Source organism: Flavobacterium sp. CAN_S2, assembly GCF_015752255.1.
GTDB lineage: Bacteria > Bacteroidota > Bacteroidia > Flavobacteriales > Flavobacteriaceae > Flavobacterium.
On sequence record NZ_JADOVA010000004.1, the window covers coordinates 163,641 to 188,365 of the forward strand.

The 24,725-nt window shown below is 33.7% G+C and carries 18 protein-coding genes; 12 read left to right on the forward strand and 6 right to left on the reverse strand.

Going from position 1 to position 24,725, the window contains the following annotated elements; all coding sequences use genetic code 11:
* Positions 1–256 precede the first annotated feature (256 nt).
* Positions 257–949: a hypothetical protein gene (locus IWX80_RS12555; RefSeq protein WP_196853719.1), complete on the reverse strand. Its 693-nt coding sequence runs from the start codon at positions 947–949 to the stop codon at positions 257–259.
* A gap of 343 nt (positions 950–1,292) precedes the next feature.
* Between IWX80_RS12555 and IWX80_RS12560 the strand changes: the two genes are divergently transcribed.
* Together IWX80_RS12560 and IWX80_RS12565 are read left to right on the forward strand one after the other, a co-directional pair.
* Positions 1,293–2,972, forward strand: a complete 1,680-nt coding sequence (locus tag IWX80_RS12560; protein WP_196853720.1) for an AraC family transcriptional regulator — start codon at positions 1,293–1,295, stop codon at positions 2,970–2,972.
* Positions 2,973–3,112: 140 nt separating this feature from the next.
* Complete coding sequence (locus IWX80_RS12565; RefSeq protein WP_196853721.1) at positions 3,113–3,289, forward strand: histone H1; 177 nt, start codon at positions 3,113–3,115, stop codon at positions 3,287–3,289.
* A 577-nt stretch (positions 3,290–3,866) separates the two neighbouring features.
* On the opposite strand, the gene IWX80_RS12570 is transcribed toward IWX80_RS12565, so the two are convergent.
* Both IWX80_RS12570 and IWX80_RS12575 read right to left on the reverse strand, forming a co-directional pair.
* Entirely contained in the window at positions 3,867–4,379 is a 513-nt protein-coding gene (locus tag IWX80_RS12570; RefSeq protein ID WP_196853722.1) for a hypothetical protein, read from the reverse strand.
* 382 nt (positions 4,380–4,761) lie between these two features.
* On the reverse strand, positions 4,762–5,655 hold the full coding sequence (locus tag IWX80_RS12575; protein WP_196853723.1) for an alpha/beta hydrolase family protein: 894 nt from the start codon (positions 5,653–5,655) through the stop codon (positions 4,762–4,764).
* A gap of 586 nt (positions 5,656–6,241) precedes the next feature.
* On the opposite strand from IWX80_RS12575, the gene IWX80_RS12580 reads away from it, so the two are divergent.
* From IWX80_RS12580 to IWX80_RS12610, 7 genes are all read left to right on the forward strand, one after another.
* Positions 6,242–8,194 (forward strand): DUF2779 domain-containing protein, encoded by a 1,953-nt coding sequence (locus IWX80_RS12580; protein WP_196853724.1) that lies wholly within the window; start codon positions 6,242–6,244, stop codon positions 8,192–8,194.
* A gap of 4 nt (positions 8,195–8,198) precedes the next feature.
* Complete coding sequence (locus IWX80_RS12585) at positions 8,199–9,197, forward strand: helix-turn-helix transcriptional regulator (RefSeq protein WP_196853725.1); 999 nt, start codon at positions 8,199–8,201, stop codon at positions 9,195–9,197.
* 84 nt (positions 9,198–9,281) lie between these two features.
* On the forward strand, positions 9,282–10,301 hold the full coding sequence (locus IWX80_RS12590; protein ID WP_196853726.1) for a CBASS cGAMP synthase: 1,020 nt from the start codon (positions 9,282–9,284) through the stop codon (positions 10,299–10,301).
* Positions 10,291–10,716, forward strand: a complete 426-nt coding sequence (locus IWX80_RS12595; RefSeq protein WP_196853727.1) for a hypothetical protein — start codon at positions 10,291–10,293, stop codon at positions 10,714–10,716. The genes IWX80_RS12590 and IWX80_RS12595 overlap by 11 nt, the downstream gene beginning before the upstream one ends.
* A 1-nt stretch (position 10,717) precedes the next feature.
* Entirely contained in the window at positions 10,718–11,683 is a 966-nt protein-coding gene (locus IWX80_RS12600; RefSeq protein ID WP_196853728.1) for an STING domain-containing protein, read from the forward strand.
* A gap of 207 nt (positions 11,684–11,890) precedes the next feature.
* Positions 11,891–13,642, forward strand: a complete 1,752-nt coding sequence (locus IWX80_RS12605; RefSeq protein WP_196853729.1) for an Eco57I restriction-modification methylase domain-containing protein — start codon at positions 11,891–11,893, stop codon at positions 13,640–13,642.
* On the forward strand, positions 13,632–14,696 hold the full coding sequence (locus tag IWX80_RS12610) for a DNA adenine methylase (RefSeq protein WP_196853730.1): 1,065 nt from the start codon (positions 13,632–13,634) through the stop codon (positions 14,694–14,696). Before IWX80_RS12605 ends, IWX80_RS12610 begins: the two co-directional genes overlap by 11 nt.
* On the opposite strand, the gene IWX80_RS12615 is transcribed toward IWX80_RS12610, so the two are convergent.
* Together IWX80_RS12615 and IWX80_RS12620 are read right to left on the reverse strand one after the other, a co-directional pair.
* Positions 14,693–15,742, reverse strand: coding sequence for an HNH endonuclease (locus tag IWX80_RS12615; protein ID WP_196853731.1), 1,050 nt, complete (start codon positions 15,740–15,742; stop codon positions 14,693–14,695). The two genes, IWX80_RS12610 and IWX80_RS12615, sit on opposite strands and share 4 nt — an antisense overlap.
* A 148-nt stretch (positions 15,743–15,890) precedes the next feature.
* Complete coding sequence (locus IWX80_RS12620; RefSeq protein WP_334682355.1) at positions 15,891–16,142, reverse strand: helix-turn-helix domain-containing protein; 252 nt, start codon at positions 16,140–16,142, stop codon at positions 15,891–15,893.
* A 1,077-nt stretch (positions 16,143–17,219) separates the two neighbouring features.
* Here IWX80_RS12620 and IWX80_RS12625 point away from each other — a divergent pair.
* The 3 genes from IWX80_RS12625 (at position 17,220) to IWX80_RS12635 (ending at position 24,343) form a co-directional block, all read left to right on the forward strand.
* Positions 17,220–20,243 carry a SusC/RagA family TonB-linked outer membrane protein gene (locus tag IWX80_RS12625; protein WP_196853732.1) on the forward strand — a complete coding sequence of 1,008 codons (3,024 nt, stop codon included), beginning with the start codon at positions 17,220–17,222 and terminating at the stop codon, positions 20,241–20,243.
* A gap of 10 nt (positions 20,244–20,253) precedes the next feature.
* Positions 20,254–21,663 (forward strand): RagB/SusD family nutrient uptake outer membrane protein, encoded by a 1,410-nt coding sequence (locus tag IWX80_RS12630; RefSeq protein ID WP_196853733.1) that lies wholly within the window; start codon positions 20,254–20,256, stop codon positions 21,661–21,663.
* A gap of 157 nt (positions 21,664–21,820) precedes the next feature.
* Positions 21,821–24,343 (forward strand): S9 family peptidase, encoded by a 2,523-nt coding sequence (locus IWX80_RS12635; RefSeq protein ID WP_196853734.1) that lies wholly within the window; start codon positions 21,821–21,823, stop codon positions 24,341–24,343.
* Positions 24,344–24,409: 66 nt separating this feature from the next.
* Here IWX80_RS12635 and IWX80_RS12640 read toward each other — a convergent pair whose 3' ends face one another.
* Positions 24,410–24,673 carry a DUF6520 family protein gene (locus IWX80_RS12640; protein ID WP_146779248.1) on the reverse strand — a complete coding sequence of 88 codons (264 nt, stop codon included), beginning with the start codon at positions 24,671–24,673 and terminating at the stop codon, positions 24,410–24,412.
* Positions 24,674–24,725: the final 52 nt, after the last annotated feature.

Sequence of the window (24,725 nt, forward strand, 5' to 3'; positions counted from 1 at the left end):
TATTGAAAAAATATTCCAGTAAACCTAAAACCACAAAATAGAGATTGGACAGTGATGTTATAAAAAATAAATAGGCCAATTTCCTTGGACTATCAACATGTTTAACGCCACCTATAAGATAACCTACCATTTCATCATAGCTAAAAAGAGCGATGATGAAATAGAGGCTAACAAGGTTTAAAAGAACCAATGTGTAGTAAAAAATGATTTTTAATTTCATTCTCGTAAATGGATTGTTTGCAATCGAATTACAGTTTTATAAAAGCTTTTTTGATAATAGGATAACAGAAATAATAGTAGCTTGATACGAATTGAATGCTGGTTGCGCTTTACGATTGGCTACAGAAATCTCCCAATCTCTATCTCTATGTTTAGAATTGGCATAAAGTGCATACCTAGAAACCGATGCTACAGAAAGAATACTTTCTTTTTCAACCGCACTCAAAGTTTTATTTTCTAAAATCTTAGTTTCATAGGAAACAATATAGTTGTACTGCTCCACATATTCACTATCTTGTTGCATTAGTAAAGCTTGTACAAAATTGATCAACTCCTCTTTGGCCTCCGAACTTAAAGAGCCATTTTCAAGAATAGCTATTAATTGTTTTTCGGGTTCACTAAGCACCATCGTAACCTGTTTAGAGGTTAATGATGCTGTACTTCGACTCGTATACAGTCTAGTATCGTAATTTTGGAACATAAACTTTATTTGCTCTGTCATTTCACTAGCTGAATTTGGAACTTTGTTAGCGTCCAAATAAATAGTAAGCAAATCAAAATACTCCTTACCTCTTCCCTCGAAAGGATTCGCATTATTGTGCGGAATCTGTGACTTGGTGTGTAATATACTTGGATTAGAATCGGAAGTTACAGAAGGATCAACTTCAGCTTCAGTGGAACAGGAAATAGCAGCGAATGATAAAATAGCGCATAATAGATAATTTTTCATGATTAATGTTTTTAAAATGGGACCGAGAATTTCTTCTCAGTTCATTTCACCCGGGTAAGCAGAACTTTTATTTAGCACTTTGCTAAACTTTTTGCTTTTGAATTCGAAGCAAATCTATTCGCTCATCAACTCCCCTGCAACACAATCTCTATGGGTTTCCACGAATTAGCGTATTGATTTCATGGAAATCCACACCATATTTTTATCAAATAAACACCTATTTAACAATTGTTTATCTTATTTTTGAAACACCCGATAATAAGTACTGATTTGTACTATTTATCATCACACCTATTATATTCATTATAGAACACAGTAATTTATCCCTAACCTACTACGTACTATGAAACAAAATTATGTATTACTGATATTGCTACTTACAGCACATTGCGTTACTAGTCAAAAAAAGGTATTCAAAATACCAGATTCGCTTCAAAACAAAAGCTATGTTTACTTTGAAGATAGGAGCTACTCGCTAACAAAAGATACTGCTAAAGCATTTTTTTATATAAATATTTACATAAAGAAAGCGAAGAACGAGGAAAACTGGAAAGAATTGGTAAATGGGTTCCAGAATGCACTGCATCAATCTCCAAATAATATTAGGCTACAATATGCAGATAGTATGATTTATGCTGCAAAAAAAAGGAAAGATCCAGCCCTTATTGGATCAGCTTACCTTTCAAAAGGTATTGTATTTTACAGCCAGAAAAAACTAAGTAATGCACTGGATAATTACATCATTGCCAACAATTATATCACTAAAACTAATGATGACTACCTGATTCACAAAGTGAAGTACAATATGGGTCAAGTCAAATATTACTTAGGATTTTACGATGAAGCAATTTCTTTGTTAAAAGAATGTGTGGCGTATTATAAAAATGAAAACCCAAGGCCTTACTTAAATTCACTACATTCTTTAGGCCTTTGTTACAATAAAATAGGAAATTATGGCTTATGCACAGAAACCAATAAAATTGGTATTTCTGAAAGCAAAAGATTAAAAACACCCGAAATGACTCCCTATTTCATTCATTCAGAGGGAATAAATGAATATTGCAAGAAAAATTATGATGTAGCAATCAAAAAAATTCAAACCTCGCTTGAAGAAATAAGCCAGAAGAAAGATTATGCAAATGTGGCAGTAGGAAATTTTTACATTGGAAAGAGCTTTTGGGAACTAGAAAAATCAGATAAGGCAATATCCTATTTCCAAAAGGTTCACAGAACTTTTCAGGATAAAGGATATATTAGACCAGACCTACTGGAAGTGTATCAATTATTGATTGCCTATTACAAAACAAAGGATAATCTGAAAGCGCAATTGTTTTACATTGACCAATTACTCGCAGCGGTTAAAACCTTAAAAGAAACCAACAAGTATTTAATAGGCAAAGTGCATAAGGAATATGACACGAAAGTTATAGTTACAGAAAAAGACAAAATGAAGGCAGAACTACTCAGTCAAAAGTATAACGACACTATTTTTATCAGCGTCATTGTAGTATTTTTTGCAGGGTTACTATTCATGACGTACCGGCATTTTAAGAATCGTGCGGTATACAAGCAAAAATTTAATGAGTTGATGGTTCAAATTAAGGATGAAAACAGAAACAAAACAAAACTTAAAAATGACAAATCTGAAATACTAGATATCAATGTGGATACCGTGAACAATGTTTTGAAACAATTGGATAAATTCGAACGCGATAAGAAGTTCTTAGAAAAAGATATAACACTGGTAAAATTAGCAGCTGCCTTCAATTCTAACAATAAATACCTGTCCAAAATTATCGCACATTATAAGGAAAAAGGATTTGTGAAGTATATCAATGCTCTTAAAATTGATTATTTGATAACTTTGCTACAAGAGGACAAAAAAACACGAAATTATACCAATAAAGCATTGGCTGAAGAAGCAGGATTTAGTAGTACCCAACGATTCGCAAATGCTTTCTTGACAAAAACAGGTATGCCTACGTCCTTTTTTATTGAACAGCTAAAGGAAGGCAATACGTAATTTATTAAGCATCAAGTATAAAATGTGTTTTTTGCCCTTAGCGAAAAATTTCGATTATAAATCAGTAAGTTTAACATGAAAACATGCCGGTATAAAAACCAAAATTTTATTTTTACGCCCTAATTTAATACGATACTATTATGAAAGATTTAGTTGCAAAAATCAATTCTGAATTCGAAACATTCAAAACAGAATCTGAATTACTGACTGAAAAAGGTGTAAAAGCTGCTGGAGCGAGAGCTCGTAAATCGACTTTGGAGCTGGAAAAACTTTTAAAAGAGTTTAGAAAAGTTTCTATAGAAGAATCAAAAAAATAAACTCTTATTTAATGATTAGCCCTCCGGATTTTCTGGAGGGCATTTTTATTAGCCGCTACTTTAACTAACCACCTTGCTACGATCAATTTTCAAATAGGAAACTCATAACCAATCCAACAGCTAAAGTCAAAAATTTAAAGTCTCTACCCATCCATAAACAATAGTCTAAATAAAAGTTAAAATACTTATTATCAATTGATTATTGTTTCATTAGTTGTATCTTTGAGTGTGGTTTTGATTGATCACTTGAGTAAAACCATCTGAGAAGAGAAGCTTATTCAAATAGTCATTTCATACTTAACGGCATGATTTGATAAATGGTGAATCAAAATCTACAATCGGAGGCCCTTTAAAAGGCCTCCTTTTTTTGCTATATCCTACTCGTCAGATTTAATTGCTGAGGTACTATAGATTTTTCGAGACTACAAAATAGAATTAGATAAATGAGGTATGTACTTTACGTCTCTGCTATAATCAAAAAAAGGTCGCCTCCCCAATTTACTTCGCAGCTGGATAACTCCCCTGAACTATTTTTTTTCCTAAAGTCTAATGAAAGTAATACGTAAGTCACAAGTACTCACTTTTTCTTGTCCTCGTCAACAATTAGTTTTAAAGAGTTGATGTAATCCGTATCAAATTCAATCACTCTAATTTTCTTGGGCTTGAAACTCATTTCACCGTCAAACTGTCCTTCTGTTCCTAAAAAATCGATGACAAGTTCTTCTTCATTTAGCTCTATGAGTTTACCTAAATAAACCGCTTTGTCAGACTTAGTCGCAATTTGAAAAATAGTATACTTACTGGCTAAAAAGTGGATGATGGAGGACAAATCCTGTAGCGGAATTATTTCTTCGGCACTTGTTTTTAACCCTTTCAATTTAATTACCCTTTCTGTGAATTCATGATCTTTATCCTGAATAATGGCCTTCACATTTTTATTTTTCAAGATCGTGTAGCCATCAATTATAAAATCGACCGGATTATTTTTCAATAAAATCCAATCTTCCGTCCAATCAATTAGAAAACCACTAAAATTTTCTTTTTTGTCTTCAAATTGTATTGTAATTAATTGACGTATGTATTTTTCCATTTTTTATTTTTTTTTGAAGGGCATTCTACTTCTAGCTTAATTTCACTCCAATCATCAGGATAAAAGCCTTGAACGAACTTTATTTTAGTAACTACATAGTAAAGGTATGTACTTTGAACTATAATTCAAACTCTTTCGAATGCTTCCGATTACAGTTAGACAAGTACCTTATACCAATAGCTATCCAAATGTAAAAGGCCATTTTTTGTAATTAAGTGAGTTAAAAACGCTCCGATTGAACAAAAAGTTTAAGGCGCTTCGCAATACAATAGAGCACTAAGAAAGTTGATATTACTATTAAAGTTTAATTGAAAAACTGCCGTTAAATTTAGTGCTTCTACCCGACTGCCCCAAAACTCATTTTGTAAACACTGCTTTATTTTTATTTTTTAAACTTCTTAATGCTCAAAGCTTTCTGTTTTATCCATTGTATTGAAATGTCCACAGGTTCTCTATCATTGTCAGAAGATGTATTGTGTCCTAATTTAGAAAACAATGTATAGTCGAAAGGATTGCCTAGCGCTTTCAATGTATTTAATTGCTCGATGCACAACTTTACCGGAATTTGGATGTCTTTCTCACCAAAAAGCCAAAGTCCAGGAATCAAAAGAGTATTCAAGGAAATTTTAGGGTCAGTAGCTGTAAATTGATACCTATCCGGGTCATTTTTTATATGCTCACGAGCATCTGATTCTGAATGATTTTCCCAAAAAGTAGTATTCCCATTAGTATAAAATTGAAATCGAAGCTGTTCTAAGGTAGTAATGGTAGGGCAACTAAATAAAACCATAAATTCTATTTGCGGATTTTTGCTTGCAGCAATTGGAATTATCCATCCTGCTTGACTGAAGCCAACTAATCCAATTGGTGTTTTTTTATCTGTTAAATAGGTTCGAAATGTATGTACTGCTGCGCTTGCATCATCTGATAATAAATTAAGATTACCAGTGTCAATATTATTCGTACCAACCGATGGCCCTGCGTATACACCAGCAGATTCTCCAACTCCACGTTTGTCATAAGTTAAAACAGCAATACCATCCTGAGCTAGACGTTTAGCGAACTCCATTTCTCTTTTTACAGGATCTGACCCATGAACAATTACAGCAGCAGCAATTGGATTTTTAGGCATTAAAATTGAGCCTGCAAGAATGATTCCCTGGCTTTCAAACTTTAGATCTTGAATATTAAAATCAGTCGATTGCGAAAATACAGTTAATGGTAAAGTTATTACTAATAACCAAAGATATAAGTTGGAAAAAAAGTTGGTTTTCATTTTTGATTAGTATAAAAAATTTATTTTGAACGGTCTGCGTTAGCATTGCCTACAACGTCAATTCCTCTAAAAACCTCCGTTTGATGCGTTTTGTGTTTAATTACAAGGTAAATATAGGCGATTTAGATTACAATATTACTATTTCTATAAAAAAGCGATTGGATTTTAAGCAATAAAAAATAGTTCGTAGAAAGCATTAAAATTTTATTTAAACTCTAATTCTATAATATATTGTAAACACGAAATGACTCGTATTAATAAGCATTTAATTAGACTTGTTTTGATTTGAGTACACATGTAAATAACTGCGCGAACGATTGTGGTGATAAGTCTGCGCGGTCAGGATTCTTTTCTTCAAAATTTCTTCGCGTTACAATTTCGCGCCAATGTGTTAAATAATTTACGCTTAAACGATTTATTTTAATAGTTTGTCGAATTATTAAATAATGTGGCTATTAAATGTGTTACTTTTATTACATCTTGTCACAAATACCACTTTAAGACATTGATGAAAATTAAAATTTGAATATCTAGCCTCTTTAATCAAAGTTGAGGAACTAGCAATTATTAATTATATCAACTAATTATGAGAGTATTAAGTAAGTCAAGATTTAAATTGGGTTTGGAATGTCCAAATAAACTGTTCTACACAGGTAAAAAAGAATATGTAAATAAAAAACAAGAAGACCCATTTCTCCTTGCTTTGGCTGAAGGAGGATTTCAAATTGAGGAGTATGCCAGGATGCACTATCCTGGAGGTATTTTGATTGAAGGAAAAGATGGAGATTATCAATCATTATGGACACAGACTCAAGAATTATTGCAACAAGAAAATGTGATTATCTATGAAGCCGCATTTTTGCATAATGGATTGTTTATAAGAACCGATATACTTTTAAAAAAAGGTACTCAGATTAAGCTTATTGAAGTTAAATCGAAATCATTTGACCCTATTGATGATTATCTTTTTGTTGGCAAGCAAGGCGGAATAATAGCTGGATGGAAACCATACTTATTTGATATTGCGTTTCAAAAATATGTAATCCAATTGTGTTTTCCTGAGTGGAGTGTATATTCATTAATTATGATGGCTGATAAATCTAAAAAAGCTACAGTGGAAGGCCTTAACCAGTTTTTTAGGGTAAGTAAAAAAGCAGGTAATAGAACCGGTGTAGTGAAAATGATTGATTCTCTCGCAGATGCAGGTGATAGTGTACTGGGAAGTAAAGATGTTTCATCAATTGTATCTCGAATAATCAATGATGATTTAGTCTATTCGCCTGAATTGAATTTCACTAATGCAGTTCGTCTTCTAAGAGAGAATTATTTGAATAATACCTATGCCAATTGGCCGACTTCCTTTAACTGTAAATCATGTGAATTTGTAACAAGTGGAGATGATAAAAATTTAAAATCCGGTTTTAAGGAGTGCTTTCAAAGGCAGCATAAATGGGATGAGCCAGAATTTAGTAAGCCCAAGATATTTGATGTGTGGTCATTCAGAAAAGGAGCTGAATTATTTGATAGAGGTGTCTATTTTATGGACGAGCTAACTAAGGATAATATAGGTTTGAAATCAGAAGCCGGCAACTTGTCTATGAGTGAGCGACAATGGATTCAGATAAAGAAGGAGGTAGATTCAGACAAATCCATTTATGTTGATGTTGAAGGACTTAGAGACGAAATTGCAGGTTGGAATTACCCATTGCATTTTATTGATTTTGAAACCAGTGCTGTGCCTTTACCATTTACAGTTGGTAGAAGACCATATGAACAAATCGCTTTTCAATTCTCGGTGCATACTTATTATGAAGATGGTAGTATTGAGCACTCCCAACAATATCTCAATAATACAAAAGGAACTTTTCCAAATTTTGATTTTATACGATCTTTGAGGGTAGCTCTCGGAAATGATAATGGTACTATTTTCAGATATTCTAATCATGAAAACACTATAGTCAATGTTATCTGCAATCAGTTAAACAGCTCAAGTGAACCTGATGCACCAGAGCTAATATCCTTCATAAAAAGTATATCACATTCTAAAGTTGATAGTACTGAAAAATGGGCTGGGGAAAGAGATATGGTGGATTTATGGGATGTCCTTAAAAAGTACTATTACAATCCATTAACTAAAGGTTCTAACTCACTTAAATATGTTCTACCTGCTATACTTAATTCATGTGAATACTTACAAACTAAATATTCCAAACCCTTAAAAGATATAGCTTTAAGTAGTCAAAATTTGCCAGATACTCATGTTTGGCTTACCAACGATGGCACTCTTTTTGAAAACCCATATAAAAAATTACCAAAGTTATTTGAGGAATGGACTCAAGAAGAACTTGATGAATTGGTTTCAGGAATGGATGAATTAGCTGATGGTGGTGCTGCACTAACAGCTTATGGAAAAATGCAATATGTTGATATAAGTGACGCAGAATTAAACGAATTAAGTGTTGCGCTTTTAAAATACTGTGAGCTAGATACTCTTGCGATGGTTATGTTATTTGAACATTTTAGAGAACAAATTAAGTAGAACTATGGCTATTACAAAACAACAACTTGGAAGGTACCAAGTCATAGACACACTCTTATCCAAGGGTGATCGAGTGAAAACTTCTGAAATTCAGAAAGCAATTTCATATGAGTTAGAAATTAAGGTGTCGACGAAAACAATTAACAATGACATTAATGACATGAGGAATAGTATCGCTTTAGGATATAATGCTCCGATCGAAAAAGACACATCAAAAAAAGCTTATTATTATTCTAATCCGGACTATACTATAAAAGCATTTGGTTTAAAAGATGCAGATATAAATGCGTTGCAATTCTATGTTAATACAATAAAACAGTATAAAGACTATGAAGTGTTTAAGGACTTTTCTAATGCCGTTGAAAAAATATTAGCTGTTCTTGCCAGTAGCAAAGGTTCTTCTAGTGCTGAAAAAGCAAGATCTATTGTGCAAACCGAGAGAACACCATTAGTAACTGGCGGCCACATGATCCCAAACATAATTGAAGCAATTAATATTAAGTCTATTATAGAATTCAAGTATCAAAAGTTTGATGATGAAAAGGTTAAAGAAGTAAAATTACAGCCCTACTTATTAAAGGAAGACAGGCATTTATGGTACATCTTAGGGAAAAATCGCAAAGGCCGCGTTATTACATACGCTTTAGATAGGGTTAGTGAACTAAAAATTTTGGATGATAAATTTCTTCCAGATGATTTTGATTTTGAGGATTACTTTAAATATTCATTTGGAATTACAGTAACTGATGATGCTCCTATAAATACAGTCCTTTCATTTACTGCTTTTCAAGGAAAATATATAAAGGCCCTTCCTATACATCCAACTCAAAAGATACTAAAGGACAATGATGAAGAATTGAGAATTTCAGTTGATGTCAAACCTTCTTATGAATTCTATGAAAAGATACTTGGTTTTGGTGCAAATGTCCAAGTAATTTCTCCGTCCGAAATTGTTAACGATTTGAAAACAAGGATTGAGGAAGTATCAAAACTATATAAATAATGCTAAAATAAATGAAAATCATTCATCGCGAAAATCCACTTCGCGATGAATGATTTTTCTTTGCCTCATTATTAACTCATTATAATGAAAGCTATGGCAAATTGCAGCAAACTTTTTTTAGATTTTAACAAAGTCATTACACCTTCTACTACAGAAATGCAGAAAATGAAGAGTTCCCGAGAAGCCCTTGAGAAGAAAATTACTGCTAAATTAAAGGACAAACTCAATCAAAATGTATCCTATTACACTCAAGGGTCTGGTGCAAAAGATATGAAAACCATAATCATAAAGGAGGACGGAACTTATGATGCAGATCGTGGAGTGTTTTTACCAGAAAAACCAAATGTTACAGGAGAAACTGTCCAAAAATACATTTACGATGCGGTAAAGGATCATACTGCTGACGGTGCAGAAAATAGAAAAAAGTGTATTAGGGTTTTCTATAAAGCAGCATACAATATTGATTTTCCAGCATATTATGAGGTGAAAGGAGAAGATTATGCCTATATGGCCGTAAAAGGAGATGGGTGGATAAAGGATGATCCATGGCATATGATTAAATGGTTAGTAAGTCATAAAGATTCAAATGGACAACTAGTGCGAGTTATTAAATATCTAAAAGTTTGGGCTTCTAAATGCAACTTTAAAATGCCAAGCGGAATTGCTTTTGCTGTCTGGGCAGCAAATAATTTTTCAGAGAAATTAGACCGGGATGATGAGAGCTTGTATGAAACTTTAAAAAATATTCAGTCTAAGCTTTTTTGGGGTGTGGTTTGTAATTCTCCTGTTGAGCCATTTGATGATCTTGTATCAAAGCTTAACCAAGATCAAAAGAATAAATTTAAAAAGGAGTTGGATAAATTTGTTGATGATGCAAAGGAAGCTTTAGACGAAAATAATCAATTAAAATCATCTAAGATTTGGAGAAAATTTTTAGGTGAGCGCTTTCCTCTTGGAATAGATGAAGATGTTGATGCAAAAGAGAAAGCACTATTGTTTTCAGCAAACCGGATTTTAAGCAATTCCGCCTACTTAGATGAAGCTGGTAAAATAAATACAACCAATGGAGTGCCCCATAAACCTCACCGAAATTATGGCGATTAGAACCTATATACCCCTTCGTGGGATAAAAAAACATTTGGCAATTATTCTGGAAAAAAAGTTATTAAAAAAGCATTTTCCATTTTTAAAATTTCAAGTTGAGAAAGGAAAATTAATGTGTTTCGGTTATGTTCAACCTTCGGAATACTCGCCAATATTTCATTATCGAGTTGAATGGGATCCTGGATCTTCTCCTAAAGTTTTTCCTATAAATCCGTCAATCGATTATGATGATGACATTCATATGTATGAAGAGGGCTGTCTATGCCTATATTATCCTAAAGATTTTATTTATGATAGTAAGTCCCATATCTATGACACAATAATACCATGGACGCACGAATGGTTTTTATTTTATGAATTGTACATGATAAAAGGGCGATGGCTTCACCCTTACGTTGAACATAAAAAAATTTAAGATGGATTTTACACCAAATATATTTGTAGGCTCTTCTAGTGAGGGGAAAAATATAGCAGAGGAGATAGTTAAACAATTAGAAGGGTTTGCTGATTGTATGCTTTGGACTAGAGCTTTCGAAATTGGGAAAAGCAATTTTGAAAATTTAACAGGTCAAATTGCTTTTTATGATTATGCAATATTAATTGCCACCGCTGATGACGTAACAGTATCTAGAAGCAAAAAACAAAAAACGGGACGTGATAATGTTCTGTTTGAATTCGGATTGTTCACCGGGGGACTTGGACACACGAGAGTTTTTTACATTTTGGAAGAGAATATCAAAATTCCTTCTGATTTATCTGGAATAACTCTTCCATTTATACCTAATATAGGAGATCATGCTCTTGATAAGGTAATTACAGATCGTATAGAAGAAATTAAGAAACATATTGAAAATAAAGAGAAAACTTTCGATTTAGGACTTTTGCCTTCTACTGCACTGGCATATGGTTACTTTAGCAATTTTGTTGTTAGAACGGTTGAACGTTTACTTGAAGATAAAGCTAAAAAAAGAAAATTTACTTTAGTAGGGAATGAAAAATTCCAAATTCAGGATTTAAAATTCACGGTATTAATACCAAATGATTTAAGCGATGATATGTTTTCTAAGGTCAAGGCGAAAAGGTTAAATGGTGGTTGGGGGAAGTTAAACGTTGCACGCAAAGACATTCGGGATTATGATTTTTCAGTTGATGTTTCCAAAGCAGTTAATGGTGAATTACATCTAGTTGATATTCCTTTTACTTTGAATGCACTAAATAAAGCAATAGAGCTTTATTCGAAAAAGCAGCACATTGGAAAAAACGTAAAGGAACTAATTTTGGAAGAAAGGGAAATTAGAAATTTTAAGCGTACTCTTGAATATTTAATAAACGAAAATACCTTTACAAGGGGAATAGTTAACATAGAGGTAGTTGATATTTAAATCTTGATAATCATATGAGTCATGCATTTTAAATCCATCGTTTCGAGTTTACCTAAATTACTGATTACTATAGTAGTGCATAATGTTTTCGGAATTCTGACTATTTCACAAATTATTCTTAACTTTTGACGGCTTTATAAATGATTTTAAAACTGTATTTTTGTAAATTAATAAAAACAAATTTTTAAAAAACACCTCCTAAAATAAATGGTAACCATTGAAAATTATAGCATAGATAAAAGAAAAAATGAGGGTATTTTTTACACGCCCTCATTTCTTGCAGAATATCTATCAAAAAAGGTTATTAAATATTGGGGAACTAATCGTAAAATTTCAAGTTTAATTGACCCTGCATGTGGAGATAGTGAATTGATAAGAAATTTTATTTTAGAGCTTAATAATAGTGAAGTTTCTTTGCCAAAAATTGTTGGTATTGACAAAGACTCTAATGCAATATCTAATTCTAAATTAAAATTAGAACGATTAAAATTAAAAATTAAATCTCATTTTATAAATACTGATGCTTTATTTCCATTTGATTTTACAAGATCAGAAAAGGGTTGGGAAAAATTAAAAGAAGAAACAAACTGCCAATCAGGTTATAATATAGCACTAAGTAATCCACCGTGGGGGTCTGATATAAATGGATACAAATTAATGGACCTAAATTCAAACTTTACCTTATCAAAAGGACAATTTGATATTTTTGATTTATTCTTTGAGACAATTTTGAGAAATTTAAGTAAACAGGGAATATATGGATTGATTTTGCCTGATTCTGTATTTAGTCAAGAACAGACAAAATTTAGAGAATTAGTTTCAAAGAAAACCACCATCCATTTAATAGCGAGATTAGGAGAGAAAATTTTTCCAGAAATAAATAGGGCCTGTGTTGTATTAATTGGGGAAAATAGAACTCCTAAAAAAGATCATTTAGTAGATTGTTTTCGTTTGACATCTGATTACAAGAAAATGGTTATTTCAAATGAAACTACACTAGAAGAAGTTGAAGACGAAATATCTCACAAGGTATTACAGAAAAGATTTCTTGAAAACAAAAATTATTTGTTTGACATTGACTTAAAGTTCGAAGAACAAGACTTAGTTTCTAAACTTAAAAGTAATAGTAGACTTCTTAACAATTTTGTAGTTAGTAAAAGAGGAGCAGAACTTTCAAAAAAAGGAATCGTGTGTCAATGCAATTATTGTGCTTATTGGATGCCATTTCCAAGATCTAAAAATCCAAAATGTAATAATTGCAAGAACGTATTAGATTTGAATGAAACTAAATCTGAAAAAATAATAAACCCATTTTCAACCCCAAATAGTATTAAATTAAAAGTTGGTGAGGATTTATTTAGATATACAAGTAAGTCAAAATCTTATATTGATTTATCCAAAAAGGGTATAAATTATAAAAATTTAAGTTCATATCAAAAAACTAAAATACTTGTCAGAAAAACGGGAATTGGAATAACAGCAAGTATTGATTATGAGGATTCTGTAACTAATCAAGTTGTTTATATCCTAAAATTGAAAAAAGAGTTTGAAAATGTTTTGACTTTAGAATTCGTTTTGTCATTTTTAAATTCAAGGGCAATGACTTATTATTTAATAAAAAAATACGGAGAGAATGAATGGAGAACTCATCCATATATGACACAAAATGCTCTGATGAATTTGCCATTTCCGATATTGGATTTTGATGATATAAAAATTCAAAAAGCAGTAAAAAAAGTAACAAATTTAATTTTCAATGAAGTTAATCATTCCTCTGAAAAAAACTTATCGAAAAAGACCGATTTGTTTATTGAGAGAATAGTTGCCGATTTGTTTAGTCTTAACGAATCAGACTATCATATAATTTTTGAAACATTGAATAATTGTCAACAATTGATACCTATCAAACGTCTTTTAAATTGCGACGTGAAAGAAATATTTAACATAAATGGGATATAGATATATAGGTTCTAAAGATAAACTATCAGAGATCATCATTTCTGAAATTTTAGAAATTGACAAGAATGCAAAACATATAATTGACTTAATGGCTGGGACAGGATTGTTTTCACTCGCTTTACGTGAAAATGGATTTAGTGTTTCGGCTCTTGATGTAATGACATATTCCTACCATCATTTAAAGTTCCATTTGTTAATGAATTGCGCTCCTAAATTTAATGGAGTAAACAATATCTCAGAGATTAAGAAAGATATTTCTATTAACAATTATGAGTTAGTTTTAGATTATTTAAATAAATTAAAACCAACGAAAGGATATTTTTTTAACGAGTTTTCTCCAGAAGGCAGTACATCCAATACGAGTAAACCAAGAAAATATTTTACTTCTGAAAATGCTTCAAAAATCGATTCAATTAGGAACGAAATAAAAGTTTTAAAGAACAATAATATCATTACAGCTGACGAACACTCGTTATTAATTCATGATCTTATAATGGCAACAAATGATGTGGCTAATATTGCAGGAACTTATGGTCATTACCTCTCAAAATTTGTAAAAAGAGCGGAAAGTCATTTAGTTTTAAAACCAAGTAAGTTTTCCACAATCGGTTCAATTGAAGGACATACTATTTCTTTGGGTTATGCAGAAGAATTAGCCTCAAGTTTATCTGGAGATGTTTGCTACATTGATCCACCCTATATCAAAAGACAATATGCCGCAAATTACCATATTTTAGAAACTATTGCAAGAGAAGATTTTCCTGAGGCTATTGGAGAGAGCGGGTTAAGACCTTGGAGAGACCAGTACTCGAATTTTTGTTCCAAAGTAAAAATCAGAGATTCATTCACAAAGATTATACAAGGAGTAAACTGTAGACATATCCTAATTAGTTATAGTGAGGATGGACTGATACCTATAAGTGAATTAACAACTTTCCTTTCTCAATTTGGAAAAGTTAATAGAAAAAATATTGAATATAAACGATTCAAGAGTAACGATAGCACTAAAAAGCCAACGTTACATGAGTATCTAATTCATATAGAAAAGCATTAACTATCCAATACATCTTTAACTACATCTAAGTGATGATGATGCCATTTTATTTCATAGTCCTTATCATTTATTTGTATTTTAAGCTTATTATCAACTATTTTACTCAAATCAATTTCTGAAACCTTTGCAAAATGCAACATTCGATGAACCATCGGACTGACAACGATAGTATTAGCATATGAATCTGAACCGCTATTCCCAAGTGCTATTAAATGATGTACTTCCGAATACAATTCTCCATTTGTTTTAAGAAAAGTAAATTCTTCCCCTGTGATTTGACATTGTCCTCCATATAATCTTTTCAGATTTTTAACAAGTGCATTGTTTCTTTTTCTAATTTGAATAAATCTAGTGACAAGCTGAATTTCTTGTCCACTAGATATCAATTCTTGAAGTCTTGGTGATGTATCTTCTAAAACTAATTCATCTTCAATATCTTCAGCTGTTGGAATATCGCTAACAATCGATTCCGCATTAAAATAAAACGGCCAATCGTTTTTAGTAGTTTCTACAAACATCTTGTTTATAAATTTAATATAGCCTGCCGATTCCTCAGTGAACATTCTTTTTAACTGTGAATTTCCAAGCCAATTAGCTGGAATTTGGTCTTCAAGGAACCATCCCGCCCAATATTCTCGATGTATCGTCTTAGCAATATATAATACAAGATTTTGTTGAACATGGTCATAATCTTCAGGGAATCCATTCGTTGGATGCCATGCAGGAACCCTGTTAGCTAATCTACTATGTATCTTTTGAGAAGCAATACTAACAGAAGCTTCCCTTCTTTGATAGATTCTTAAATCATTGACTTGATTAATGCCGAAACTATTTATTTTAAAATCCCATTGAGGTCTATCCCCAGCTCCTATTCCTGAATTCGGACCTAAAAAATCATACCAAACTTGTAGTTCAATATCTCTTACCGGAAAATCAATGTAAGATTGTCCTCCTCCTCCTTCTTCTTCTCCTCCAACTTTATTAATGTGCCTAAAATCTGCATGAGACATTCTCCTGAAAACTAAACTATCAACTCTTTTTTCCATTTTTAAATAATTTGGTAAACATGAGAACTGAACTACATTTTAAAACTTACTCAAATGATGTTTAGTGTTAAATCTGAGGTTTTTTATATTTGACCAAAAAACAAATTGGAATTCTTCAATTTTTAAACTAATCTTAGATATAATCGAATTATTCTTCTTCTAATAAAAACTCAAATTCAAATAATTCTTTAGGATGGATATTAAGTCCTTTAGATAATTGTAAAATAGAAGATAACTTAATATTTCTTTCTCCTTTTTCCATTTTACTTATATCGCTATAGTCCAAATCACATCTTTGAGCTAATTGCCGATAGCTAAGGTTTCTTATTGTGCGTTGTTTTTCAAGTTGTTTCCCAAAAAGTACTTGAAAATCATTTTTCCTCTGTGTATTGCCCATCATTATTAATTGAATGAAGCAAGTTCATCACTTTTAAAAAAAATAATGTGGGTTTAAATACCCACGATAACTTTTTTATTATTATATTTGCTTTAATTATATATACATTTGCGTTTCTTCATTTACAATATTTGAAGCATTCGCTTAGAATCTCGTATCAGAAAACTGGTAATTTATAGGAACGAGAAGATAAGTATGATGCTCACGTCCCATGGCGTGGGCTCACTTATTGTTCCCCGGTATACCAGTACCTCTGATACGATAAGCTGAGTTCCATGCCATTTTTTTTGCCACTATTTTGGCATTACTCAACTTCATTCTTAGCGATATATCTTCATTTTCGAGTCTCGCATTTTTTAATATTATTTCATTAACTCTAAACAATGTATGCTTATGATTGTATAATTGATTCCTTATTAAACACCTGCACCGAAAAACCCTTTTGAATATAAATGGACATAATTTAATTTGAGTTAGTTATAATAAAGGTGCAGGTTATTTTTTAACCTTAAAATTCGTTGCTTATGACAAAATAAAAAACAAGAAAAAAAAGCCTTATTATTCTTCTTTTTGTTGAATTGAGGACTCAATTTCACAAATATAACGTTTCATCTAAAAATCATTATCATAAAAACTATTTCTTCCTACAAAGGTTTTACAGCTGTTCATGAAAATAAATCCTTATTTTCCATAACACAATTTCAGACAATAGCAGTTGCTATAGGATTGGTTTTTTAACATCCAAAAAATTAATACAATGAAATACTACAGATTAATAATAGCTGTATTAATAGTTGCATTTATAACACTTATATTCTTTTGGCTTTCTGGTTGCGACGGTTTTATGCGAACTTAATGCCTGTTAGATTATAGTTTTTGAATAAAAAACATACTGAGAAATATAACAATTTAATTAAAAGGATGCCTATGATAGAAAAAAAATAACAAAAAGTGAGACTAGTTAACGCCCCGTTTACTTCTCACCTCAAAATCACAAAAAAGGCCCTCTAACCCGTCAGCAAACTAGTATAGAGGACCATCGCTAACAAAACTAACGTTTCATTTAACTATACCAATATTATGAAAAATATTTCATTTTACAAGGGCGGTTCGGCTTTTTGGTACCTGATTCTTTTTGGGTTCTCACTATCCTACACCCCTGCTCTAGCCAACAAAAGACTACGGCAAATGCAGTCTCCACTTCAAGAAATTCAAATAAGCGGTACCATTACTGATGGCACAAGCCCATTACCCGGCGTTACCATTTCCATAAAAGGAAAAGCTACATCTGGAGCTATCTCTGACGTGAATGGAAAATATACCCTGACAGCATCGCCCAACGATATTGTTGTTTTTACGTTCATCGGCTTTAAAACCATTACAATACCCATTAATGGTCGCTCCCTTTTAGATATTCAGATGCAAGAGGATGCCACTGCGTTGCAGGAAGTCAAAATTAATGCCGGTTACTATTCCGTTAAAGAAAGTGAACGCACGGGAAGCATTGCCCGAATAACCGCCGCAGCCATCGAAACCCAACCGGTCACTAATGTGCTAGCCGCCATGCAAGGTCGTATGGCTGGAGTGAGTATAATACAAACCACTGGCGTACCAGGTGGTGGATTTGATATTAAAATACGAGGGCAAAACAGTATTCGAACCGATGGAAATGCGCCCTTATATATTATTGATGGTGTTCCTTACGCCACTGACCCTATTGGTTACAATCAAACGGCTTCCACATTTCCATCGGTTACCAGTCCTTTAAACAGTATTAATCCTGCAACTATTGAAAGCATTGAGGTGCTAAAAGATGCGGATGCTACTGCCATTTATGGTTCCAAGGGTGCGAATGGTGTGGTGCTCATTACCACTAAAAGAGGAAAGTCGGGAAAAACGACCGTCAACGTTAAATCGACAACCGGCGTTGGAACGGTAACTAAATTCATGAAACTAATGAATACCGAGCAGTATTTAGCTATGCGCCGTCAGGCTTTCAGTAACGACCGTATCACGACCTATCCTCAATCTGCCTACGATGTAAACGGTACATGGGATCAAAACCGTTATACCGACTGGCAAAAAGAATTTATTGGAGGTACAGCACAATTTAACGATGTGCAAGGTGTGCTTTCTGGAGGCTCTAATAAAACGCAGTTTTTACTGAGCAGTACCTATCATACAGAAACTACTGTGTTCCCGAGCGATTTTATCTATAAAAAAGGTGGTGCTCAATTTAATATGAACCATAGCTCTGAGGATAATAAATTCAAATTCACTTTTTCGACGGGATATAATCTCCAGAATAATGACCAGCCGGCTTTCGACCTGACCGCAAGCTCTCGTTCTCTAGCCCCAAATGCACCAGCACTTTATAATGAAGACGGCAAACTCAATTGGGAAAATGGCACTTGGCAAAATCCTTTGCGCTTTATGGTCGCTAAATTTAAATCCAAAACGAATGACTTGGTATCGAATGCGGTAGTATCGTATGAACTTTTTCCAAATATTATTTTAAAAAGCAATTTTGGGTTTACAGATTTAAGACATACCGAAACCCGAACCTCACCCTCCACTATTTACAATCCATCCTTTAATTTGACAAGCAGCAATTCAAGTATCTACTTCAACACTACCAATCGACAGTCTTGGATTATAGAACCTCAACTAAATTGGGAAAAGGAATTAGGCACAAGTAAAATTGGAGTGCTTTTAGGAGGAACCTTCCAAAATCAAAACACAACCCGTCTTTACCAATTTGGTAGTGGTTTCACATCGAACAGTCTCCTTTATGATTTAGCCTCAGCAACAACTGCTCGTGTTCTTTTTAGTGACGATACACAATACAAATACCAAGCTTTTTTTGGAAGAATAAATTACAATTGGAAGGAACGTTATCTTTTCAATTTTACAGGAAGACGCGATGGTTCCAGTCGTTTTGGCCCTGGCAAACAGTTTGCTACTTTTGGTGCCATTGGTATGGCTTGGCTATTTTCTAAAGAAAATTTTCTAAAAGAAAACAGCTGGCTTAGCTTTGGAAAGCTTCGGGCCAGTTACGGTACTACAGGAAACGATCAAATTGGGGATTACCAGTTCTTAAACACTTATACTTCCACAGGTATTCTTTATGATTCCAATGTAGGATTGCAACCTTCAAGACTCTTTAATCCCAACTTTGGATGGGAGATTAACAAAAAATTGGAAGCTGCTATAGAGGCGGGATTTTTCAATGATCGACTATTTCTAACAGCGGCCTGGTACCAAAATCGATCTTCCAATCAACTTGTAGGTATACCTTTGCCTGGTACAACAGGATTCCAGACCCTACAGGCCAATCTAGACGCTACCGTAGAAAATTCAGGCTGGGAATTTACCTTACGGACGGTTAATTTTAATACTAAAAATTTTAATTGGACAACCAATTTGAATCTTACATTTGCTCAGAATAAACTCTTACGATACCCCGGTTTAGAAACATCCACTAACAGTCAAAAGTATCGTATTGGTCAACCTTTGAACATTGAATTACTTTACGAATACACTGGTATCGACCCACAAAAAGGAGTTTATCAATTTAAAGACATTAATAGCGATGGTGCTATCACCTTTCCGAACGATAAACAAACTGCTGTAGATCTAAATCCTCAGTATTTTGGAGGAATCCAAAACCAGTTGCGTTACAAAAACTGGAAATTGGACTTTCTTTTTCAATTTGTAAAACAGGAAAAACGCAATTACACCATCGGATTTGCAGGACAAATGACCAATCAGCCTGCCCGAATGGCTGACAGTTGGCAACAACTGGGAGACGATGCCACTGAACAAATCTATACAACTGGAGCAAATAGTGCAGCAGTGACTGCGAGTTCGCTATACAATCAAAGTACTGGTATACTAACTGATGCCTCTTTTATACGGCTGAAAAACATTGCATTATCTTATGATTTGCCCCTCGTTATCCAAAATACAAAATGTCAAATCATTTTTCAGGGTCAAAACCTGCTGACTTTGAGTAGCTATAAAGATGGAGATCCTGAATTTATAACTGCTGGCTTTCTACCTCCTTTAAAAATTATAACTGCAGGAATTCAACTCACTTTCTAACTGTACAACTATGAAAACAATAAAACTAACACCGACTTTTAAACATCGCAACTGGTTGGTATTTCCAGAAGCGTTAGTATTACTTTGTATAACGTCATGTGATTCATTTGTGGAAGTGGAACTGCCAAAATCACAACTGACGACCGTTACAGTATTCGATGAATATGCCACGGCCGAAGGTGCCTTAACTGATGTTTATTCAAAGATTAGAGACCAAGGTCTATTGACTGGCACTTCAGCAGGTCTTTCCTATCAATTAGCAAATTATACTGATGAATTTACTTGCTACTCTGCTCCGGGGGGACCTGCTCTGCCATTTTACTTCAATACGCTCCTACCGGCTAACACTTCAATTTCTAGCTATTGGAATAGTTCTTATAATCAAATTTTCGCTGCCAATGCTGTAATGGAGGGTGTTCAGAAGAGTGCTAAACTATCTGTAAAACAAAAAGAGCAGCTTACGGGGGAGGCGCTCTTTATCAGGGCGCTGCTGCATTTTTATCTCACAAATCTTTATGGTGAAATTCCTTATATCCTAACTACAGATTATCAAAGTAATACTACAGTTAAAAAAAATACTGTAAATGAAGTTTATACACAGGTAATTTCAGACTTAGATACAGCAATAAATCTATTGTCACAACAATATGACGGTCCTGAGAGGATTCGTCCAAATCAATTTGTAGCTAAATCACTTTTAGCAAGGGTATATCTTTACGATGGAGCCTGGGCGGAAGCTGCCAATGCCTCGTCTGCAGTTTTAAATGCCACAAATTTCTATTTTCTTGAAAATGCGATCAGTACTGTTTTCCTTAAAAATTCAAAAGAAGCCATTTGGCAACTGCAACCTGCCACAGCTGGTAAAAATACCGATGAAGCTGCCTCATTTATCTTCCTTTCGGGTCCTCCGACGATGGTGGCGTTATCTGATAACCTGATAAACTCGTTCACTAGTTCTGACTTAAGAAAGAGTAACTGGACTAAAGCTGTATCAAAAGGCAGCGATATATGGCATCATCCATATAAATACAAAGCATTTAATCCAACGGCCGCTTCCGTAGAATATTCGATTGTGTTTCGTTTATCCGAGCAATATTTGATCCGAGCGGAAGCAAGAGCACAACAGGGCGATTTGATTGGGGCAAAAGAAGATCTTAACAAGATTAGAAAACGTGCAGGATTAAATGAAACAACTGCTGTTACACAACCAGAAATTTTAAATGCAGTACTGCAGGAAAGAAGATGGGAATTATTTACCGAATATGGACATCGATTTTTTGATTTGAAACGCTTTGGAAAAATTGATTCCGTGTTGTCTGCTACCAAAGCTGGTTGGAATTCAACCGATGTTTTATTTCCGTTGCCTCAAAATGAACTGAGTGTAAATCCTAACCTACGTCCTCAAAATAATGGCTATTAAAATTTATAGTATGATAATCCAAACTATTTCCGTTCGAGAGAAACTCAAAATAGGAAAACACTTCCAGCTGAATTTAAAACTCATTTTACTTTTAGTATTGATTTTTGCATTTTCAACCTGTCCTATTTGGGGGCAGGTGGTGCAAAAAAAACAGCTCATGGAATCTGACTATCATTTATGGGGAAAATTAAATCTTGATAAGGTAGCATCAAATGGAAAATGGTCCAGTTATAGCATGCGCTATGAAAAAGGTGCTGATACTTTGTTTGTGAGCAATACAGAAACGAGTAAAAAATTCGATTTCCCATCTGGAAAAAATTCGCTTTTCGCCGGAACAAATCATTTTGTTTGTATGGATGACAAAGGAGCTTTACGAATTTTAAATTTAGTCACTGGAAAACAGCGGATTTATCCTCCAGTAAGCCACTACGATTATTCTATAGAAACGAACCAGATTGTCCTACTCAGTAAAGAAGAACAGGTACTGAAAATTATAAATCTGAAGACCGACGCAACTGACACTATTAATGATGTTCAAAATTTTAAGATGGATCCTAGTAAAAAGGAACTCGTTTTTACGAAAATGAAAAATTTAAAGCACTCCATTGGTTTACTCCACTTGGGAAACCGCAATGCAATAAACTGGATTGTCGAAAACAGTTCGAATCATTTCCGTTATTTTACCTGGCATGAACTCGGCAAATCAATCGCCTTTTATACCTTTAATCTTTCAGATTCTGATGATACTAAACTGTATTTCTATAATGTAAAATATAATGCTTTACAGGAATTGAATCCTACAACTCAGAAGGATTTTCCAACGGATAAAATCTTGGATAGAAAAATGGTGTACCCTTTAACAATATCCTCTGATGGACTAAGTGTCTTTTTTGGGCTCTGTCCCCAATCGGAACAAGAACAAAAAAAAACGGCTGATAATGTCGAAGTTTGGAATGGCAATGCTAAATGGATTTATCCTTTTGAGAAAATAAAAAGCCAACCAAACGCAAAGGTTACATTAGCGTTATGGTATCCACATCTTAAACGTATAAAATCAATTTCGTCTCCTGCATTACCAAAAGTGATGCTGTCAGGTAATCAGGATTTTGCCATTCTATCCAACCCAAAAGAATATGAGCCTCAATTTGAATACGAAGGCCCAAGGGATTTTTATATCATGAACTTAAAAACCGGAGAAACAGAAATTCTACTTCAAAAACACAAATCCTTCAGTAAATATCTTTTACCCTCACCTTCTGGAAAATACATTGCCTATTTTAAGGACGCTCATTGGTGGGTGTATGATATTGCAAAAAGAACACATCAAAACGTAACTAAAAACAGCAATACGTCCTTTTCTGGAAAAATTCATATCCTTGACGGAACCGCTGCGTATGGAACTGTGGGATGGAGTAAAAATGATGAAAACTTAATTGTTTACGATCAATATGATTTATGGTCCATAAAATCCGATGGCACCGCTAGTAAGAGGCTTACACATGGGAGGGAAAAGCAAATAACCTTCAGAATTGCGTCACTCGCCGATAATGATCTTTTTAAATCTAATTTTGACGGAAATAAAAGTAAAACTATCGATCTCGACCATGAGCTAATTTTAAGTGCGGCAGGTGCTGATCAAAAAACAGGCTACTTCAAGTGGAACAGTAATTTTGGAGAAAAGCCAATTGTTTATAAAGACAGCTACATTGATCAAATGCACTATATCAAGGATCAGCAGGTATATGTCTATCAGGAACAGCAATCAGACCTCTCGCCTCGCTTGATGTTTCAAAAAAAAACCGAAATACCAAAACCTTTTTTCGAAAGTAATCCGCAACAGTCAAAATACCACTGGGGAACCTCAAAGCTAATTTCCTTTCGCAATTCCAATGGACAGGAACTAAAAGCAGTTTTATATTATCCGGCTAATTATGATCCCCAAAAAAAATATCCAATGATTGTTAATGTCTATGAGAAGCAATCCGATAAAATTCACTTTTACCACAATCCTAGCCTATTGATGCAAGCCGGATATAACCGAACTGTTTTTACGTCAAAAGACTATTTTGTGCTTTGTCCTGATATTGTACATGAGCAAGGAAAAGTAGGATTCAATGCTGTAGATTGTACGGTATCTGCAACCAAAGAAATAATCAAACTCGGTTTAGTGGACCCAAAAAAAATTGGACTAATTGGACACTCTTTTGGGGGTTATGAAAGTGCCTTTATTATTACTCAAACCAATATATTTGCAACTGCAGTTGCTGGAGCTACGGCAACGGATTTAACTAGTTTCTATTTGACTGTTGGCTGGGATACAGGAAGACCTGACATGTATCGTTTTCAAAGTGAGCAATGGCGGTTAGGAAAAACTCCTTTCGAAGACCCTTCAATGTACACAAGAAATTCACCAGTTGCGAATGCGAGTTCTATTGAAACTCCATTATTATTATGGACAGGAAAAGAAGACCAACATGTGGACTGGCATCAAAGTGTGGCATTTCATTTAGCCCTGCGCAGACTGGGGAAAAAGAATATTATGCTACTGTACCCCGATGAAAAGCACGTCATATTAAAACCTAATAACCAGAAAGATCTCAGCCACAAAATAGAGGAATGGTTTGATTATTACCTCAAGGAGAGAAAAGATAAATCCTGGATTAAAGAAGGCGTAAAGTAATTATTTTATAAAAAAACAGTGCAGTTCCTTATCGGAACTGCACTGCTCTTTTTGCTCGGCTGATAATTAGTTTGAAGGACGATATAGAATCTCACTACAATTATTATCTTTTCCGAAAGCCTGAACACCGTTTACCTCGCAAATTAGACCAGGATTGGTATCACAATTTACCTCGACACTACAAGGCCCTTCTGGCCCATCCATGTACCCTTGTTTCGGAGTAGCTAAATTAGAACCACTTTGCATCGACGTGGTCAAAAAGGCTCCTGAAATGCCTAGAATTGCAACTGCTGCAAAAGGCACGATCGTTTTAAAAAATGTCGTTTTCATAATAAAAAGTATTAAAATTAAACTTAAAATTGATCTACTTTTTTCTACAGGT